General features: G+C 63.6%; 15 protein-coding genes. 8 read left to right on the top strand and 7 right to left on the bottom strand.

Features of this window, described 5'->3' with window-relative positions:
* Positions 1-2 precede the first annotated feature (2 nt).
* The 5 genes from ACQKRQ_RS18245 (at position 3) to ACQKRQ_RS18225 (ending at position 5,630) form a co-directional block, all read left to right on the top strand.
* Positions 3-1,514: an NCS1 family nucleobase:cation symporter-1 gene (locus tag ACQKRQ_RS18245; RefSeq protein WP_408433598.1), complete on the top strand. Its 1,512-nt coding sequence runs from the start codon at positions 3-5 to the stop codon at positions 1,512-1,514.
* A gap of 58 nt (positions 1,515-1,572) precedes the next feature.
* Positions 1,573-3,024, top strand: a complete 1,452-nt coding sequence (gene hydA, locus ACQKRQ_RS18240; RefSeq protein WP_427478597.1) for a dihydropyrimidinase — start codon at positions 1,573-1,575, stop codon at positions 3,022-3,024.
* A 356-nt stretch (positions 3,025-3,380) separates the two neighbouring features.
* Entirely contained in the window at positions 3,381-4,163 is a 783-nt protein-coding gene (locus tag ACQKRQ_RS18235; RefSeq protein WP_132373748.1) for an amino acid ABC transporter substrate-binding protein, read from the top strand.
* Between the two features lie 22 nt (positions 4,164-4,185).
* Entirely contained in the window at positions 4,186-4,863 is a 678-nt protein-coding gene (locus tag ACQKRQ_RS18230; RefSeq protein ID WP_012433671.1) for an amino acid ABC transporter permease, read from the top strand.
* Entirely contained in the window at positions 4,863-5,630 is a 768-nt protein-coding gene (locus ACQKRQ_RS18225; protein WP_427478593.1) for an amino acid ABC transporter ATP-binding protein, read from the top strand. Before ACQKRQ_RS18230 ends, ACQKRQ_RS18225 begins: the two co-directional genes overlap by 1 nt.
* A gap of 115 nt (positions 5,631-5,745) precedes the next feature.
* Here ACQKRQ_RS18225 and leuA read toward each other — a convergent pair whose 3' ends face one another.
* Together leuA and ACQKRQ_RS18215 are read right to left on the bottom strand one after the other, a co-directional pair.
* Positions 5,746-7,464 carry a 2-isopropylmalate synthase gene (leuA, locus tag ACQKRQ_RS18220; RefSeq protein WP_427478591.1) on the bottom strand — a complete coding sequence of 573 codons (1,719 nt, stop codon included), beginning with the start codon at positions 7,462-7,464 and terminating at the stop codon, positions 5,746-5,748.
* A gap of 269 nt (positions 7,465-7,733) precedes the next feature.
* The gene (locus tag ACQKRQ_RS18215; RefSeq protein WP_427478590.1) at positions 7,734-8,618 is read right to left on the bottom strand and encodes a class I SAM-dependent methyltransferase; all 885 of its coding nucleotides are present in this window, start codon (positions 8,616-8,618) and stop codon (positions 7,734-7,736) included.
* A 265-nt stretch (positions 8,619-8,883) separates the two neighbouring features.
* Between ACQKRQ_RS18215 and ACQKRQ_RS18210 the strand changes: the two genes are divergently transcribed.
* Positions 8,884-9,213 (top strand): hypothetical protein, encoded by a 330-nt coding sequence (locus ACQKRQ_RS18210; RefSeq protein ID WP_427478588.1) that lies wholly within the window; start codon positions 8,884-8,886, stop codon positions 9,211-9,213.
* A gap of 126 nt (positions 9,214-9,339) precedes the next feature.
* On the opposite strand, the gene ACQKRQ_RS18205 is transcribed toward ACQKRQ_RS18210, so the two are convergent.
* Positions 9,340-10,038: a cadmium resistance transporter gene (locus ACQKRQ_RS18205; protein ID WP_132373753.1), complete on the bottom strand. Its 699-nt coding sequence runs from the start codon at positions 10,036-10,038 to the stop codon at positions 9,340-9,342.
* A gap of 287 nt (positions 10,039-10,325) precedes the next feature.
* On the opposite strand from ACQKRQ_RS18205, the gene ACQKRQ_RS18200 reads away from it, so the two are divergent.
* Positions 10,326-10,811 carry a hypothetical protein gene (locus ACQKRQ_RS18200; protein ID WP_427478586.1) on the top strand — a complete coding sequence of 162 codons (486 nt, stop codon included), beginning with the start codon at positions 10,326-10,328 and terminating at the stop codon, positions 10,809-10,811.
* 93 nt (positions 10,812-10,904) lie between these two features.
* Here the strand turns inward: ACQKRQ_RS18200 and ACQKRQ_RS18195 are convergent, their stop codons facing one another.
* The 3 genes from ACQKRQ_RS18195 to ACQKRQ_RS18185 form a co-directional block, all read right to left on the bottom strand.
* A complete protein-coding gene (locus ACQKRQ_RS18195) occupies positions 10,905-12,782 on the bottom strand; it encodes a glycosyl transferase family 1 (RefSeq protein WP_427478584.1) in 1,878 nt (625 codons plus the stop codon).
* Between the two features lie 139 nt (positions 12,783-12,921).
* On the bottom strand, positions 12,922-14,190 hold the full coding sequence (locus ACQKRQ_RS18190; protein WP_427478583.1) for a DUF3443 domain-containing protein: 1,269 nt from the start codon (positions 14,188-14,190) through the stop codon (positions 12,922-12,924).
* Positions 14,191-14,255: 65 nt separating this feature from the next.
* Entirely contained in the window at positions 14,256-14,720 is a 465-nt protein-coding gene (locus ACQKRQ_RS18185; protein WP_427478581.1) for a DUF2844 domain-containing protein, read from the bottom strand.
* Between the two features lie 459 nt (positions 14,721-15,179).
* Between ACQKRQ_RS18185 and bamC the strand changes: the two genes are divergently transcribed.
* The gene (gene bamC / locus ACQKRQ_RS18180; protein WP_408180105.1) at positions 15,180-16,412 is read left to right on the top strand and encodes an outer membrane protein assembly factor BamC; all 1,233 of its coding nucleotides are present in this window, start codon (positions 15,180-15,182) and stop codon (positions 16,410-16,412) included.
* 268 nt (positions 16,413-16,680) lie between these two features.
* Here the strand turns inward: bamC and ACQKRQ_RS18175 are convergent, their stop codons facing one another.
* On the bottom strand, positions 16,681-17,607 hold the full coding sequence (locus ACQKRQ_RS18175; protein WP_427478579.1) for a DMT family transporter: 927 nt from the start codon (positions 17,605-17,607) through the stop codon (positions 16,681-16,683).
* Between the last annotated feature and the right edge of the window lie 146 nt (positions 17,608-17,753).

The raw sequence follows: 17,753 nt of genomic DNA, 5'->3' as shown, positions 1-17,753 counted from the left end.
AGATGAAGCAGACAGCGCAACCCGCCGACCCGCAGTTCGCGGCCGGCGTGCAGGGCAGCAGTCTTTACAACGACGATCTTGCGCCGACCGGCGTCGCGCAGCGCACCTGGAAGTGGTATCACTTCGCGGCGCTGTGGGTGGGCATGGTGATGAATATCGCGTCGTACATGCTCGCCGCCGGCTTGACGGAAGAAGGCATGTCACCGTGGCAAGCCGTGATCACCGTGCTGCTCGGCAACCTGATCGTGCTGGTGCCGATGCTGCTGATCGGCCACGCGGGCGCGAAGCACGGCATTCCGTACGCGGTGCTGGTGCGCTCGTCGTTCGGCACGCAGGGCGCCAAATTGCCGGCGATGCTGCGCGCCATCGTCGCCTGCGGCTGGTACGGGATTCAGACGTGGCTCGGCGGCAGCGCGATCTATACGCTGCTCAACATTCTCACGGGCAACGCGCTGCACGGCGCGGCTTTACCGTTTCTCGACATCTCGCTCGCTCAGCTCGCGTGTTTCCTGGTGTTCTGGGCACTGCAGATCTACTTCATCGTGCATGGCACCGATTCGATCCGCTGGCTCGAAAGCTGGTCCGCGCCGATCAAGATCGTGATGTGCATTGCGCTCGTGTGGTGGGCGACTTCAAAAGCGGGCGGCCTGGGCTCGATGCTGTCGGCGCCGTCGCAATTCGTGCCGGGCGGCAAGAAAGAAGGCCTCTTCTGGGTCACGTTCTGGCCCGGCCTCACGGCCATGGTCGGCTTCTGGGCCACGCTCGCACTGAATATCCCCGACTTCACGCGCTTTGCCAGAACGCAGCGCGATCAGATCATCGGCCAGTCGGTCGGCTTGCCGGTGCCGATGGCCTTGCTCTCGGTGATCTCGGTGGTCGTCACGTCGGCGACGGTGGTGATCTACGGCAAGGCGATCTGGGATCCGATCGACCTGACGAGCCGCATGACCGGCATCGGCGTGGGCGTCGCGCTGATCATCCTGACGCTCGACACCATGTGCTGCAATCTCGCGGCGAATCTCGTCGGCCCGGCGTACGATTTTTCGAGCCTGTGGCCGAAGGGCATTTCGTATCGCGTGGGCGGCATGATTACCGCGACCATCGCGATCGTGATGATGCCGTGGAAGATTCTCGCCACCACGCAGGGCTATATCTTTACGTGGCTGGTCGGCTACTCGGCGCTGCTTGGTCCGGTCGCGGGCATTCTGATGGTCGACTATTTCCTGATTCGCGGCACGCGTCTCGACACGCGTGAACTCTTCGACGAGCACGGCGAATACAGCTATACCGGCGGCTGGAATATCGGCGCGGTGGTCGCGCTCGTGATCGGCGTGCTGCCGAATCTGCCCGGCTTTTTGCACACCGCGTTTCCGGCGTCGTTCCCGAACGTGCCGGCGATCTTCAATACACTCTATACGTATGCATGGTTTGTCGGGCTCGCGTTGGCGTCGATCGTATACAGCGCGTGGATGAAACTGAGCAAGGGACCGAGTGCGCGCGTGGCGAGCGCGTAAGCATCAACGAAACGAAGTACGTAGCACCGAAACCAGCAGTTCATAAGGAGGCGGCAACATGACGACCCTGATTCGCGGCGGCACGATTATCGACGCGGAGAACACGTATCGTGCGGACGTGTTGTGTGCGGACCCGCAGGACGGCGGTACGATCCTGGAGATCGGAGCGGACCTGGAGGCGCCCGCCGGCGCCACGATCGTCGATGCGGGTGGGCAGTATGTGATGCCCGGCGGCATCGATCCGCACACGCATATGGAATTGCCGTTCATGGGCACCACGGCGAGCGACGACTTCTACACGGGCACGGCGGCAGGTCTATCAGGCGGCACCACGAGCATCATCGACTTCGTGATTCCGAGCCCGAAGCAGCCGCTGATGGACGCCTTCAAGGAATGGCGCGGCTGGGCCGAGAAGGCGTCGGCGGACTACGGCTTTCACGTCGCGGTGACCTGGTGGGACGATTCGGTCTATCGCGACATGGGCACGCTGGTGCATGAACACGGCGTGTCGAGCTTCAAGCACTTCATGGCGTACAAGAACGCGATCATGGCCGACGACGAAGTGCTGGTGAACAGCTTCTCGCGTTCGCTCGAACTCGGCGCGCTGCCCACCGTGCATGCGGAAAACGGTGAACTGGTGTTCCAGTTGCAGCGTCAGTTGCTGGCGAAAGGCTTTACCGGTCCGGAGGCGCATCCGTTGTCGCGGCCGCCGGAAGTGGAGGGCGAGGCCGCCAATCGCGCGATCCGGATCGCGCAGGTGCTGGGCGTGCCGGTGTATATCGTGCACGTGTCCTCAAAGGACGCGGTCGATGCGATTGCCCGCGCCCGCAGCGAAGGTCTGCGCGTGTTCGGCGAAGTGTTGCCCGGCCATCTGGTGATCGACGAAGCGGTGTATCGCGATCCCGACTGGACGCGCGCGGCGGCCCACGTGATGAGCCCGCCGTTCCGCTCGGCCGAGCATCGCGAGGCGCTATGGCGCGGTTTGCAAGCTGGCCAGTTGCACACCACGGCCACCGACCACTGCGTGTTCTGCGCGTCGCAGAAGGCGATGGGCCGCGAGGACTTCACGAAGATCCCGAATGGTTGCGGCGGCGTGGAAGACCGCATGGCGGTGCTCTGGCATCACGGCGTGAATTCGGGGCGGCTCACGCCGAACGAGTTCGTGCGGATTACGTCGACGAATGCCGCGCAGATCTTCAACCTGTATCCGCGCAAAGGTGCGGTGCGGGTCGGTGCGGATGCCGACCTCGTGGTGTGGGACCCGAACGCGAGCAAAACGATTTCGGTGAAGACGCATCATCAGAAGGTCGACTTCAACGTGTTCGAAGGCATGACGGTGCAAGGCGTGGCGATGCACACGCTCACGCGCGGCGCGCTCGCCTGGACCGACGGCGAGCTGCGGGCGGTGCGCGGCGCGGGCCGCTATCTGAAGCGTCCGCCGAACGGCGCTTACTTCGACGCGATCCGCGTCGCCAACAAGCGCAAGGAGCCGCATCCGGTGGAGCGGTAAGCCATTCGCAATCCGACGACGGGCGGCGCCGCATTCAAACGCGGCGCCGCCCGTTTTTTCCTGCCGCGCGCTCACCGCGGCGAGACCTCTCGCGTTTTCCCCGATGGCGCGCAACATAGGTTCCGTGTTGCGATGCATGCCGCGTCTGTCTATCTGCTGTAGAGTTGAAATCCACGTCACACCAGAGGCTATGGCTGTTCGCTTAGCACGCAAGCGCATATCGATCGGAAACCTGATCCTTTGTAAAAACGCAGGCCGTTTGCTACAGTCCGCCCACTCTGCGGGCGCAAGCGCCGGCGGGGACTGTCCAACACAAGACTCAGCCACCGACGTGGCACATTTGACGGAGCCGCCTGATGAAATCGATTCGTTCCATTCTGCTGATCGCGTTGTTCCAGGCGGTGGCCGTGAATTCCGCATTCGCCGCCGATGAACTCGCGCAGATCAAATCCGCCGGCGTGTTCAGGATCGGCACCGAAGGCACCTACGCGCCGTTCACGTACCACGACGAATCCGGCAAGCTGACCGGTTTCGACGTCGAAATCGGCACGGCGATCGCGCAGCGTCTCGGCGTCAAGCCGCAATTCGTCGAGGGCAAATGGGACGGTCTGATCGCCGGTCTCGACGTGAACCGCTACGACGCGGTGATCAACGAAGTTGCCGTCACCGACGCGCGCAAGGTCAAATACGACTTCTCCGACCCGTACATCACGTCGCACGCGGCGCTGATCGTGCAGTCGAACAACACCACGATCAAGAACTTCGACGACCTGAAGGGCAAGAAGTCGGCCAACACGCTGACCAGCAACTTCGGCAAGATCGCGGCGGCACACGGCGCGGAAGTGATCCCCGTGCAGGGCTTCAATGAATCGATCGATCTGCTGACCTCGGGTCGCGTCGATGCCACCGTCAACGACTCGCTGTCGTTCCTCGACTTCAAGAAGCACAAGCCGGACGCGAAGGTGAAGATCGCCGCGCTCGATACCTCGGCCGACAGCAGCGACAAGTCCGCCGTGCTGATCCGCAAAGGCAGCCCCGAATTGCAGGCGGCAATCAACAAGGCGCTCGCCGACATGAAGAAAGACGGCACCTACGCGAAGATCTCGCAGAAGTATTTCGGCAAAGACGTCTCCCAGTAAACGCCTTCCGCGAGTCTGAATCATGCCGGCATGGTTGCATCTGATGGCGCAGTCGCTGTGGCCCCTGCTGTATGCGGGGCTCGTGTTTACCGTGCCGCTCACGCTGATATCGTTTGCGATCGGACTTGCGCTGGCGTTCCTCGTCGCGCTGGTCCGCCTGTTCGGGCCGAAGTGGGCCGTGGCGATCGTGCGCTTCTACGTGTGGCTGTTTCGCGGCTCGCCGTTGCTCGTGCAACTGTTCGTGATCTTCTACGGCTTGCCGAACGTGGGCATCGTGCTCGATCCGTTGACGGCGGCGATCATCGGCTTTTCGCTGAATGTGGGCGCGTACAACTCCGAAGTGATACGCGGCGTGATCGAGTCGATTCCAAAAGGGCAGTGGGAGGCGGCGTATTCGATGGGGATGACGCGCGAGCAGGCTCTGCGTCGTGCGATCCTGCCGCAAGCGGCGCGCGTCGCGTTGCCGCCGTTGTCCAACTCGTTTATCGCGCTGGTGAAGGACACCTCGCTCGCCGCGGTGCTGACCGTGCCCGAGGTGTTTCAGGCGGCGCAGCGGATCGCGTCGGTGACTTACGAGCCGCTGATTCTGTACACGGAAGCGGCACTGGTTTATCTGGTGTTCAGCTCGGTGTTGTCGTCGGCGCAAGTCAGGCTCGAGCGCAAGTTCGGCCGTCACGCACTTTTCCAGGCAGGCAACTGATGATCCGACTGGAAAAAATCGACAAGTACTTCGGTGGTCAACGGGTGCTCAACTCGGTCGATCTGCAACTCGCCTCCGGTAATGTTACCGCGTTGATCGGTCCATCGGGCAGCGGCAAGAGCACGCTCTTGCGTTGCGTGAATCTGCTTGAGATTCCCGAGTCCGGTTCGCTCGAACTCGGCGATCAGCGGCTGGAATTCAGCCGCGACCACCGGCCCTCGCGCGACGCGGTGCTGACGATTCGCCGCCGCACCGGCATGGTGTTTCAGAATTTCCAGCTTTTTCCGCATCTCACCGTGCGGCAAAACGTGATGGAAGGCTTGGTGACCGTTCTGAAGTGGGACAAGGACAAGGCGCGGGCTCGCGCGGACGAGCTGCTGGAGAAGGTCGGCATCGCGCAGAAGGCGGATGCATGGCCTTCGACGCTCTCCGGCGGGCAACAACAGCGTGTGGCGATTGCGCGGGCGTTGGCGCCGTCGCCGGAAGTGTTGTTGTGCGACGAGCCGACCTCGGCGCTCGACCCCGGTCTCGCCGCGGAAGTGGTGGAGGTGCTCAAGCAACTCGCCACCGAAGGCATGACCATGCTGATGGCCACGCACGATTTGCGGCTCGCCGCGACGATCGCGCGTGACGTGGTGTTTCTGAACAACGGCGTGGTGGTGGAGGCCGGGCCGTCGCGCGAGATCTTCATGCAGCCGCGCGAGCCGGAAACCGAGCGTTTCGTGTCGACGTTGACGCACAGTCTGCCGGATGAATGGACTCAATGACGCGGACCTGAAAGGCCGTCACGCCCGCGACGCGGTTGGATAAAAAAAGGGGGCGTCGTCGAGACGCCCCCTTCACATATAACCGCTACAAATCGACCACCAACGGCAAAGAACCTTAGACCCCCACGCTCTCCGTGGCATCGTTCATCGCGGCGTCGAAGAAGCTCTCCTTCGCCTGCACATTGACCCGTGCGTAAGCGCGATTCACGCCGCTGATCACCGCGCGAATCGACGCCGTCACCAGATTGGCATCGATGCCGACGCCGAACGCGCTGCCGGTCACATCGGCGCCGGCCATTTCGGCGACCGCCACCGCGCGGGCATCCGCACCCTGCGTCAACGCGCGTTCTTCATAGTGCTGAATCCGCACCGGCACGCCGATCGCGTGCATCAACGCGTCGAGCGGACCATTGCCTTCACCGGTCAACACGCGCCGCGTGCCATTGATGTCGACCGTGAGTTTGATGTGCTCGCGTCCTTCACGCTCGGACAGGCTGTGACCGACGTAGTGGATCGGCGCCGTGTTCTGCACATATTCCTGCTGGAACAATTCCCAGATCTGCGCGGACGTGACTTCCTGGCCGCTGTCGTCGGTGAAGCGCTGCACGGCCGAGCTGAAGTCCACTTGCAAGCGGCGCGGCAACACGACGCCGTAGCCCTGCTCGAGCAGATAGGCGATGCCGCCTTTGCCCGACTGGCTGTTCACGCGAATCACCGAGTCGTAGGTGCGGCCGAGATCGGCCGGATCGATCGGCATGTAGGGCACTTCCCAGACGGCGTCCGGTTTTTGCACCGCGAAGCCCTTCTTGATCGCATCCTGATGCGAGCCCGAGAAGGCGGTGAATACCAGATCGCCGACATACGGATGACGCGGATGGATCGGCAATTGCGTGCATTCTTCCGCGGTGCGCGCGACTTCGTTGATGTTCGAGAAGTCGAGCCCCGGATCGACGCCTTGCGTGTAGAGGTTCAACGCGAGCGTGACGAGGTCCACGTTACCGGTGCGCTCGCCGTTGCCGAACAGGCAGCCTTCGATACGATCCGCCCCGGCCATCACGGCAAGTTCAGCGGCCGCCACCGCGGTGCCGCGATCGTTATGCGGATGCACGGAGATGAACAGCGAATCGCGGCGCTTGAGATTGCGGTGCATCCACTCGATCTGGTCCGCGTAGATGTTCGGCGTGGACATTTCGACGGTGGCCGGCAAGTTGACGATGGCCTTGTGTTGCGGCGTCGGTTGCCAGATGTCGAACACGGCGTCGCAGACTTCCTTGGCGAATTCGATTTCGGTGCCGCTGAACACTTCCGGGCTGTACTGGAACGTGAAGTGCGTTTCCGGCATGGTCTCGGCGATCCGCTTCATCGTGCGGGCAGCGTTTTGCGCCAGTTCCTTCACGCCGCTCTTGTCCAGATTGAAGACGATCTTGCGGAATTCCGGCGCGGTCGCGTTGTACAAGTGGACGATGGCGCGCGGCACGCCACGCAAGGATTCGAAGGTGCGCTCGATGAGGTCGTCGCGCGCTTGCGTCAAGACTTCGATCGTGACGTCGTCGGGAATGTGGCCGCCTTCGATCAACTCACGCACGAAATTGAAGTCGGTCTGCGAAGCGGACGGAAACGCGACTTCGATTTCCTTGAAGCCGATCTGCACCAGCGTCTTGAACATGCGCATCTTGCGCTGCGCGTCCATCGGCTCGAAGAGCGACTGATTGCCGTCGCGCAGGTCGGTGCTCATCCAGATCGGCGGGTGCGTGATGGTGCGCGACGGCCACTGGCGATCCGTCAAGTTGACCGGTTTGAACGAGCGGTATTTGGTAGCGGGGTTCTTCAACATTTTCATCATCCGTGGGTGAGACCAGGTAGCTGGGAGTCGACCGGACGACGAAAAGACATAACTGGGCCGCCGGTCGGAAACCGGGGCTGGGTCAGTTACTGGGGAATTGAGCGGTGCTTCGTGTGGTTCAGATGGAAGCGCGCAGCAGCAGACCTAGCCCGGTAGAGGGGGCTAGTAGTAGCGATAGGATGGTCTGGGCGCGGTACATAGTGCGCAATAGGAACATATTATTGGGACGGCGTCAAGCGCCGTCCCGGTGCGGCGCGAGATCAGTGCGCCGGTTTCACGAAGCGCAAGGTCATGCGGTCCGATTCGCCGATGGCCGCATATTTCGCCCGGTCGACGTCGCCGCCCTCGAAGGTCGGCGGCAGCGACCAGACGCCGTTGGGGTAATTTTTGCTGTCGCGCGGGTTGGCGTTTACTTGGCTCTTGCCGGCCAGTTCGAAGCCGGCCGCGCGCGCATGTTCGATCACGTAGTCTTCGGTCACATAGCCGGTGTCGATGGTTTGTTGCAGCGAAGTGCCCGGCGCCGCGCGGTGTTCCTCGACGCCGAGCACGCCGCCCGGCTTGAGCGCCGCGTAGAAGGCGCGCAGGTTCGTGTCGATCTGGCCGTCTTTGATCCAGTTATGGATATTGCGGAAGGTCAGTACCTCGTCGAAGCTGGCATCGGCCGGAAAACCGCTGAACTGGCCGGCGTGCAGCGTGCCGACCACGACATTGCCGTACACGGAGGGCGTGGCCGCCAGTTTGCGCGCAAATGCTGCCCGATTGGCCTGCGCTTCCGCCGACGGCGTCCCCTGTGGGCCGTCGTACTGCGCCTCGTAGAGCTTGCCGTGGTCGTGCAGATACGGCGCCAGGATCTCCGTGTACCAGCCGCCGCCCGGCTCGATCTCCAGCACGCTTTGCGACGGCGTAAGTTCGAAGAATTGCAGCGTTTCCCGCGGATGACGGTAGACGTCGCGGGCGCGGGCCTTGTCGCCGCGTTGTGGTCCGGCAATCGCCGCGTCGAGCAGTGCCGGACTGGACGACGCGGACGCGGAAGTCGAGGCCGATGGGCCGGCGCAAGCCGCCAGCAACAGCGTTGCGGTCAGTGCCGCGAGTGTGGCGCGCAGCGCACGAGCGTGGAGATTGGGTCGAAGGTTCATGACGTCCATTATCGGGCGCGATCGCGCGGGAGGGAAATCGGTAATCGGCGTAAGGATAGGCGCTCGCTGGATTTGCGTGTCTGCCGCCGCGGCCCGGAATAAAAGGCCATACCCGCCAGTTTCTCTGTTTACCGCGACTCGCGCTTACGTCGCCGAATCCGAAGTGCGGCATGGCGCGTATAAATGGTGTGATCAGCGTTTGGCTGTCGCGAGCGGGCTCGTTGTGTACCGGGCGCGACTTGATTCCCTTCATTTCATTTTGCCGGAGGCAGGTATGAAACGAACATCGACGATGTCGCGGGTAGGGCGGATTTTGCTGTGCGCGGCCGCGTGCGCGATTGCGGCGCAGGCGGGAGCGCAGGGTTTGAGCCCGCAGGACGACATGAACGCGCCGCAAAACAGCACGCGTTTGATGCCGAACGCGGCGCGCGGCAGCGAATATCCGACGCACGGCAACCAGCAGGCAGGCGAATTGAACCTGAACCCGACCGACCCGCGTGCGCAGCTGGTCAACGGCTTGCCGAATCATACCAATTCCGGCGGTTATGGTTCGCCGCTCGCCGGCGTGCGCACTTACGTGCAACCGCAAATGCCGTCGAATTGAGCGCTCGCGCGGACGACGGTCGTGCCGCATCGCGCGTTGGACTGCAGCGCATCCCTGCACGGACCGTGTTGTTCAATTGGGCTTTTTCGAGTAGTGGGCCGTGCGTTGCCCACATGTGGGCACTGGTCAGAGTCCGAAGACGATGCGCAGCGTGCCGTTCTGCGCGATCACCGAGACGCCGATCACCACCAGGATTAGCGGTAGCAGCGCGGTGCCGTAGCGTCGGATCGGCGCACCCAGCAACGGATGGTCCACGAGCCATACGGCGCCGGCGCACCAGAGCCCGATCATCACGACAAAGATCAGCGAGATGAATGCGCCCTCGCCGTGCGAATGGCTGGCGTACAAGGGCACATAGACGGCGAGATTGTCGGAACCGTTGGCGACGGCCACGCACGCTACAGTCCACCAGGATGAGGCGCGGTTTGCGTGGGACGGGATGGTTGAAGCGGGCGAGCTTGCCTGATTCGCTGCACTAGCCGGATACCCCGACCCGGCCGGCCCGGATGATGCGGGTGGCGCCGTTTCGATTCGCGCCGCTTCCTCCTGCTGCGGGCTGCCGGGACCAAAGCGCTCCCACGCTTTGCCGAGCCCCACGCCGATCGGCAAAATGCCGAGCAAACCGACGTAACCAGCCGGCAAGTGCTTGAGCAATGCGGCGAGCAGCGCCGACCCCGCGATCAGGATTAGCGAGCCGGCATACTGCCCGGCGATCACGCGACGCCGCTCGTCGCCGGCTTCCGCCAGGAAGGCGAGCAGCACGAACAGGTTGTCGACGTTGGTAGCGGTGTAACCCGCGATGGCGAGCAGGGCAAGGCTGAACATGCGGGAAAGCCGGTCGGTACACAGTGAGAAAGCGTGACAAGGCGAAGCGATGCGCATCGCGAGGGCCCCGTCGCAACGTCGGCGGCGCGCCGATCGAATGGCGGCCGGTCAACACGATGCCGATGCGAGCCGCCGCGGTCAAGCAGTCACTGGGTTTCGGGCGCGCTGGATGCGCGGTGAAAGTGTCGATCGCCTTACGCGGCTCGCGCGCTGCCCGCGCTCGAAGCCGGCGCCGCTCAAGCAGGCCGTAAGCTACAATTGCCGACGGCTTGAAAAACGGAACACCAATGAAGATTCGGATTCTCTCTATCGCCTGCGTCACGACCGCTGCCGCGCTGCTGACGGCGTGCACGGCCGTCTATAAGAACACGGACGCGTGCGAGCAGTTGATGCGAAGCAAGCTGGCGGAAACGTCGGCGGATCCGCTGAAGATCACTCATGCGGGCGCAGGCATCTATGGCTCGCGAGTGGTAGTTGAGGGATCGATCGAACGCGTGGTGGTTCCGGCGTCCGAGACTGCGGAGGCGGGTGCAGGCAGTGCGCCGCTTGCAGCTTCGGGTGCGCCGGCGGCTTCCGCTGTGACTGCTGGTGGAGCAGGTGCAGCGGGCGCCTCAGATGCATCGGCAACGGCGCTTTCGCTCAAGCCCGCGAAACCTAAGAAGACCGCCACGCCAGCAGCCGCGGAGTGCACCTTCCACGGGCCGACGCTGGACGTGTTCAACTGGCTGGCGCCGGCTGATCTTGTAACGGCGAGCCCCAACGCGACCGAGTAGCAAACTGGCGCACGGGTACGGCGGCACGGTGCCGGATAATCTCGTGACGCCGGGCATCATGCGACCGGGTGGCGCACTGAGCGGCGCCGAACCTTAAGCCATCGCTTCTTCACTGCGCCAGCGTTGCTTCCCCCGCACCCGTTCCAGCACGCATTCACCGAACGCCTGCGGCCGCCCTTCAAAGCAACGTTCCACGGCCCGCGTATCGATCAGACGCTGCCGCAAGGCTGCGCGCTCGCTATGCGCGTCGATCATCCGCACGGCGGCGGCGATGTAATCCTCGACGCTCTCCGCCGTAGTCCACGACGGCATGCCCACACGCTCGAACAGCGCGCCGTCGATCCGCTCGAACACTTCCGGCCCGCGCCTGCAGATGCCCGGCAAACCCAGCGTGAGCGCGTCGACGATACCGTTGGTATTGCCGAACGGAAACGGGCTGAGAAACAGATCCGAGCGATTGACGCGCGCCAGATAGCCCGCATATTCGTGAAAGCCGTGCACGACGGCGCACGGCAGTGTCTGGCGGATCACATCGCGCATGCGCTCGAGCGGCAAGCCGAAGGGCACGCCGCTCATGAAGTGAAACTGGACAGGCGTCGCCGCGCGCGCGCCGATCTCACGGCACGCTTCGAGAAAGCCGGGATTGAGCTTCATCGCGCTGGCCGTGATGACGATCTCCAGCGTTTTGCGTGACGGCGGGATCTCCGCGACGATGTCCGGCAGCGCCACCGACGGCCGGTATGGTTGACCGTCTTTCGGCAGCTTCATCAAACGTTCGCTGAAGCAGGCGGGATCGCCGACATAATCTTCCTCAACGCTGACGTAGTCGATCTTGTCGGAGTGAGTCGTGGCGGGGTGACCGAGGCCGACGATCTGCAGCGGCGCAATACGCATATTCGACATGAACACCGTGAGCGCGAACATGCCGACGCTCGGCATGTAGAGCACGTCAGGCTGTTCCGCCTCGGCAAAGTCGCGGATCGTTTTCAGACATTCGCCTATGTATTCCGGCTCCTCCAGTTCGATGAAACGGTCGAACACCGCGCGCCCCATATGGTCGATGGCGTAGCCGAAGCCGAAGGCCACCACTTCGAAATGCTCGCGCGCGGCTTCGAGCGTGCGCGAGTGCGTGCGGTAGATCGAATGAGCGCCGCCGAACCATTCGAGCACGACCACCATCAGCGGTTTTTTGCCGCGCTGCTCGCGGCTTTTCGCGCGGGCTAGCTTCGCTGCGGGAATGTCTGTCAGCCCTAGTTGATCCAGCTTGCGGCGCACCAGCGCGTTGATGTCCCGTTTGATCTCGTGCCGCCGCGGCGTGTCCGCGTAGCTGCAGAACATATAGGCGTTGTGCAGCAAGGCGGTCGGCAGGTCGTCGAGGTCGCCGATTTGCTGCAGTTTGCCGGGCAGCCATTCCATCAACGCTTCGCGCTTCATATGCGCGCTCGCCGATCCTTTGAAGACCGGCGCCAGCAAAACGAGGGCAAGACAGGCGGCGAGCGATTTGTCGTACGCCCACAGCGCGGCGAAGTCGAGTTCCAGTTCGGACTCGGTCGAGTAGAGCGCGCAAAGTTTTTCGATGAAGCTGTCGCCGGACAGAAACTCGGCGTTGTCCGCACCACGTGGATTCAGGTATCGGGTCACATGGTCCGCATTGCCGAACGACGTGCAGGCGAACACCAGTCCGACCCACTCGTGCAGGGTCAGAATCAATCTGAAACACTCGGGAGGCAATTGGAACGCCGGGTCGGCGAACAGGGTCGACGCCGCGCTCGCGAGGCGTGTGCAGAAGCGCTTGCGTTGCTCGTCAGGCGGCAGGTCGGCGATGCCCGAGGCAAGAAAGCTGCCGTCCAGTTCGCCGCGCTTTTGCTGAAGGAGCGCCAGCGCAGCAATGAACTGGATCGCGGCTTTGACATGCTGCCGCGTATAGACGAGCTGCTCGAAATGATCGAGCGAAAAAGTGGGTTCTTCCATCTGCCGACAATTCCAGGATTTGCATGACTAACTAATTGGAACGGAGTTAGCCGGAAGGTGGAATTATCTCAGCCGATACGTACCAAATCTGTCCGTCAGGTGAGTTTGCGAAATTTCGGCGTCGAAAGAAGCCGTCCGTTCAGAACGCGTAGTAAGGCCCCGGGCCCGCCGACGTTTCGCGCGAGGCGATCGCCGTATAGACGCGTCGGCCGAAGAAGAACGGCAAGCCCCAGCCGAAGCCGCTGCTGGCCACGCCGGCCAGATTGTTGAAGGCGTTATTCGACGACGCGAACAGCGCGCTCGAATTGCCGACCGCAAACGACACCGTGTTCGACGCGCCGTCCGTCCCGGTGATCGCGGCGTTCGCGGCTTGAATCGAAGCCGGGCAGTACCAGACGCCGCACTGCGGAAACTGGGTGGTGCGGAAGAACAGCCCATTCGAGCCGCTGTCGACATAGCTCTGCGAATAAGTCTGCCCGCCGCTCGTGGTGACGACGTAGCCCGTCTGCGAATTCGCCTTGAGGATGCTGGCGCCGTTCAGCGTGTTGTTCGCCTGGGTGCCGATGCCGAAGATCATCGAACCCGATACGCTGGCCGCGCCGGCATCGGCGATGGCCGGCAGGTCGATCACCACGCCATTGTTGTCGAGCGCAAAGCGGCTGACCGGATTGGTCACCTGCTGCGCCAGCGCTTGCGTGCTTGCGAGGCAGGTGCCGCCGGCGTCGCAACGGTAGTACCAGCGCGGCAGCGCGGCGGTGACGCAGCCGCTGCCACAGTCGCCCGCGAACAGGCCCACGCCGAGAATGCCGTTCGAGCGCAGGCCCGCCACCGTCTGCATGGCGCGGCCGGAGCCCGCGCAGTCGGCGGGCACGGTGGGCAGCGCGGGGTCGGCGATCGTCTGGATCGGGATCGACGCGGCCAACTGGCCGGCCATGCGCACGTCCGCGCTGCGCACCGCGCCCCAGGTGTAGCCGCCGCCGAACACCGCGCATTCGCCCGCGATGCCGCTGCCCGACGCGATTGCCGCGAGCGACAGGTCCGCCGGCAGCGCGGACGCGAGAATCCTGAGCCCGTGCGAACCGGTGTCGACCTGGACATTGTCGATCGTCGCGCAATTGCTGGTGCCGGGCTCGCAGACGGTGACGCTCGTCGTCAGCATGTTGCGCGTCAGACCCGGTGCGGCGGTGACGGCGATCGGCTGGACGTTCGGGGTATTCGACTGCGGCACGGAGGCGGTCGGGCCGGCGCTCGAGGCGCCTACCGGCGCACTGGCGGGGCTCGGGCTGCTGGGCGGGGCGGCCGAACCCGTCTGCGACGTCGCGGCCGGCGAGCCGCCGCCACCGCCGCCGCATCCCGCGAAGGCGGCGCAGACCAGCAGTAGGGCGTAAATGGAAAGGGTGGATTTCATGGCGTGGTCAGTGCTCGTCGCGGCGTGGTGCCGATGCTGGTGCTAGTGCTGAGTGCTTGCGCACATCACTGAAAATCGTCAGCCGTGACGCCGGGCGGCAGCGCCGCGGGCAGCCATGCGCGGCCCACGTAGCCGCGCATCGGGCCGCCGGATTCCACGATCACGTCCGGCCGCGCCACGCGCGAGACATGCAGATTGCCGTCCGCCGGCGCCGCGGCGGCGCCGGCGCGATACGAGGCGGCGTACTTGCCGAGCAGCGCGCGCAGGTCCGGCATGGTTGGGCCTTGCCACGCGTAGGCGATGATCTGGCCGGTGTTCGTCGCGTACTCGTTGATGGTCGTGTTGCCCGCGTCGGTCAGCGTGCGCATGCGCAGCGCCCCGTTCAACATGACGCGCGGCGCGCTCGCGCTCGCATCCGCCTGAGCCGGCATAGCGCCGCCCAATTCGGCGTGCGCTTCGAGGCTCGTGCACAACGCGGCAACCGCGATCGCTGACGCAGCAAAATTCGGGGTAAGGGTACGCAAGGGCATGACGGTCGGTCCCGTGGCTGGAGCGCTCAAAGGCTCTTGAGTTGTCTATTTCAAGATATCACTCGGGTTTTCAGACCGTTACCTGAAGCGGCATTCAGCAAATTTCGATATATCAAAATCGACGTGGCGAGGGCCCCGGAAAGTGCCGTCGAATCAATGATCTGACGATCACGTAGGGCGCATCTGACAGATCGTTGGGAAATGTGGGGGATTGTTAAATTTGCAGTGCGCCGTTCGTTTTCACGCGCGAAAATGAGCCTCTTGCAACTCATCGAAACGTTGACGGAAGGAGTCGCTTCGGTGTCCTTCTCGCGCGTCGATCCCGCGTCCTTTGCGCACGTCTCACGCTGCTCAATTCACGGGCAAACCCGGGTTTTTGCACATGACTCGCCGGGATCGGTAAAATGTTGGGTTGATCCACGGAAACTTGCCGTGGCGTAGCGGAAGGATTCCCCGAACATGACTGATCTTCGTCTTACCAAGCGGTTTGCAGTAATGCTGATGGCAGGCGGTCTGGTCGCCGGCTGCGGCACCTCGTCGCCGACCAAAGTCGACTACAAGAGCGACTCGAAATCGAAGCAAGTGTCACTTGCCGTACCGCCGAACATGATCGATGAGACGGCCGATCAGCGTTCGTTGCCCCCGCAGGGCGGCGAAACCTCGTTGTCCGCGCTCAAAGAGGTTCAGGCGCAAGCCCCGTCGGCCAATTCCGTGGTGGTGGCGCCGGCGGTCAACGGCATGCATATCCAGCGCGACGGCACGGAAAGCTGGCTCGTCATCGACAACAAGGCGCCCGAACAGGCATGGCCGCAGATCCGCCGCTTCTGGCAGGAACAGGGCTTCCTGCTGGTGGTCGACCAGCGCGACAAGGGCGTGATGGAAACCGACTGGAACGAAACGCACGCGCAGATCAACGAAGGCCTGATCCGCAACACGCTGTCCAAGGCCATGGGCAACAGCTACGTGACCTCGGAGCGCAACAAGTACCGCACGCGCCTGGAAGCGGCGCCGAACGGCGGCACGTACGTGTTCGTCAGTCAGAAGGGCATGCGCGAGGCGCTGACCGGCACGAACAACGATTCGAGCACGTGGGTGCCGAAGCCGAACGATCCGGGCCTCGAACAGGAATATCTGAAGCGGCTGATGGCGGCGCTGGCGTTGGCCGATTCGCGTTCGAAACCGGCTGACGCGCAAAACGCCGACCTGTCGGCCGGCGCGCAAACGGCGCCGAACGCGGCTACGGCGGGCGCCAAGTCGGCGGCGGCGGCCACGGCGGCGCAAAACGTCGCGCTGTCCGCCCAGCAACCCATGCCGGCTGGGGACGCGGCGAACGGCACCGACGCTCAGCTCTCGTCGACGGAACTCACGCTCGGCGAGCCGTACGACCGCGCATGGTTGCGCGTGGGCCTCGCGCTCGACCGCAGCAACTTCACCGTCGACGACCGCGATCTGACCCGCGGCCTGTATTTCGTGCGCTACGTCGATCCGAAGGACATGTCGTCGGCCGAACAGGGCTTCTGGAGCCAGGTTTTCCACGGCAAGAAGGAAAAAGTTGCCAAGCAGTATATGGTGAACGTGCGCGCGGTAACGCCTAACCAGACGCGCGTGGCTGTGGTCGACGACAAGGGCGCCATCGACCAGAGCCCGCAGGCCAAGCAGATCATGAGTTTGATGTCCGACCAGCTGCACTAAGGCTGCAGCAGTTGGAAGGCTGTCTGAAAACCCGCCCGGCGATCACGCCGGGCGGGTTTTTTTTATGCCTTGGGTTTCACGCAGTGCGTGGCCGACAAGAGCGCGGTCAACCCGCGTGCACGTCTTTTTGCATGGTTCCCTGAATACCAGTCCGAACCGGAATTCGATGGGAGATGGCCATGCGTGATTCCTTACTGCGGCCGGCCTGATGGCGGGAAAGAGGAGAGTCGGCGACGCGGGGCAAGCGTCGCGCGACATGAAGCGGGTTTCAGGTATCGGCGCGGCGGGTGCCGATCCACGGCAGACGCTTGATCACGCCGGTGGCGAGCGCGGTGCCGACCAGAATCACGCCGCAACCTTCCAGCATGCCGGGCGAGACGCTTTCGCCGAGAAACAACGCGCCCCACAGAATGCCGAAGATCGGAATGACGAAGGTCACCGTAATCGCACGCGCCGGTCCGGCCACCGCGATCAGGTGGAAGAACAACATATACGCGACGCCGGTACAGGCGACGCCGAGCGCGATCACCGCGCCCCATGCGTGCAGCGAGATCGGCGCCGTCGGCCAGTAGATGACGGCGAGCGGCAGCAACACGATGGTGGCGCCGGTCATCGTGCCGGTGGCGACGGTCAGCGCGTCGACACCGGTCAGATGGCGCTTGGTGTAGTTGGCGGCGATGCCGTACAGCAGCGTGGCGCCGAGCGCCGCGCCGGCCGCGAGCGCGGTGGTGAGCGGCGTGGCCGGCGTGCCGTTCGGCGCGGCGATCTGATCCCACACCAGCATCAGCACGCCGAGAAAGCCGATCATCAGACCGAGTGTGCGCAGCGCGCTCAACCGGTCGCGCAGCCACAGAAAGCCGACCAGCGCGCCCCACAGCGGCGTGCTCGCATTGATCACGGACGTGACGCCGGCTGACAGCGTCAACTCCGCATAGGCGAACAGACAGAAGGGCGCCGCCGAATTCAGAATGCCGACCACCATCAGCGGGAAGGCCCGGGTGCGCAGGATCGTCGCGGATTGGCGCAGCGGACGGCGCGCGATCAGCACGATCGCGAGAAACGCCGCGCCGATGCCGACGCGCAGCGCCATCAACGGCGCCACGCCGAAGTCGGTGACGCCGACGCGGATAAACAGGAATGAGGCGCCCCACAGGGCGGCGAGGATCAGCAACTGCAGCAGGTTTTTAGCATTCATCGAGGTGGCGCCGCGCGCGGTTGAGTCGAGACGCCTGCGCATCGTAGCAGCGCAATCATGCGAAACGTTTCAGGCTGGAATGAAACGGCAAGATATGGGAGAGGCAAGGCGTCTGGTAATTGTCCATCGTAAGCTCAGCGGCGCTC

The sequence above is a fragment of the Paraburkholderia sp. NPDC080076 genome (genome assembly GCF_050281145.1).
GTDB lineage: Bacteria > Pseudomonadota > Gammaproteobacteria > Burkholderiales > Burkholderiaceae > Paraburkholderia.
Note: the sequence above shows the minus strand (reverse complement) of the source record. Positions and strands in the feature narration are given on the sequence as shown.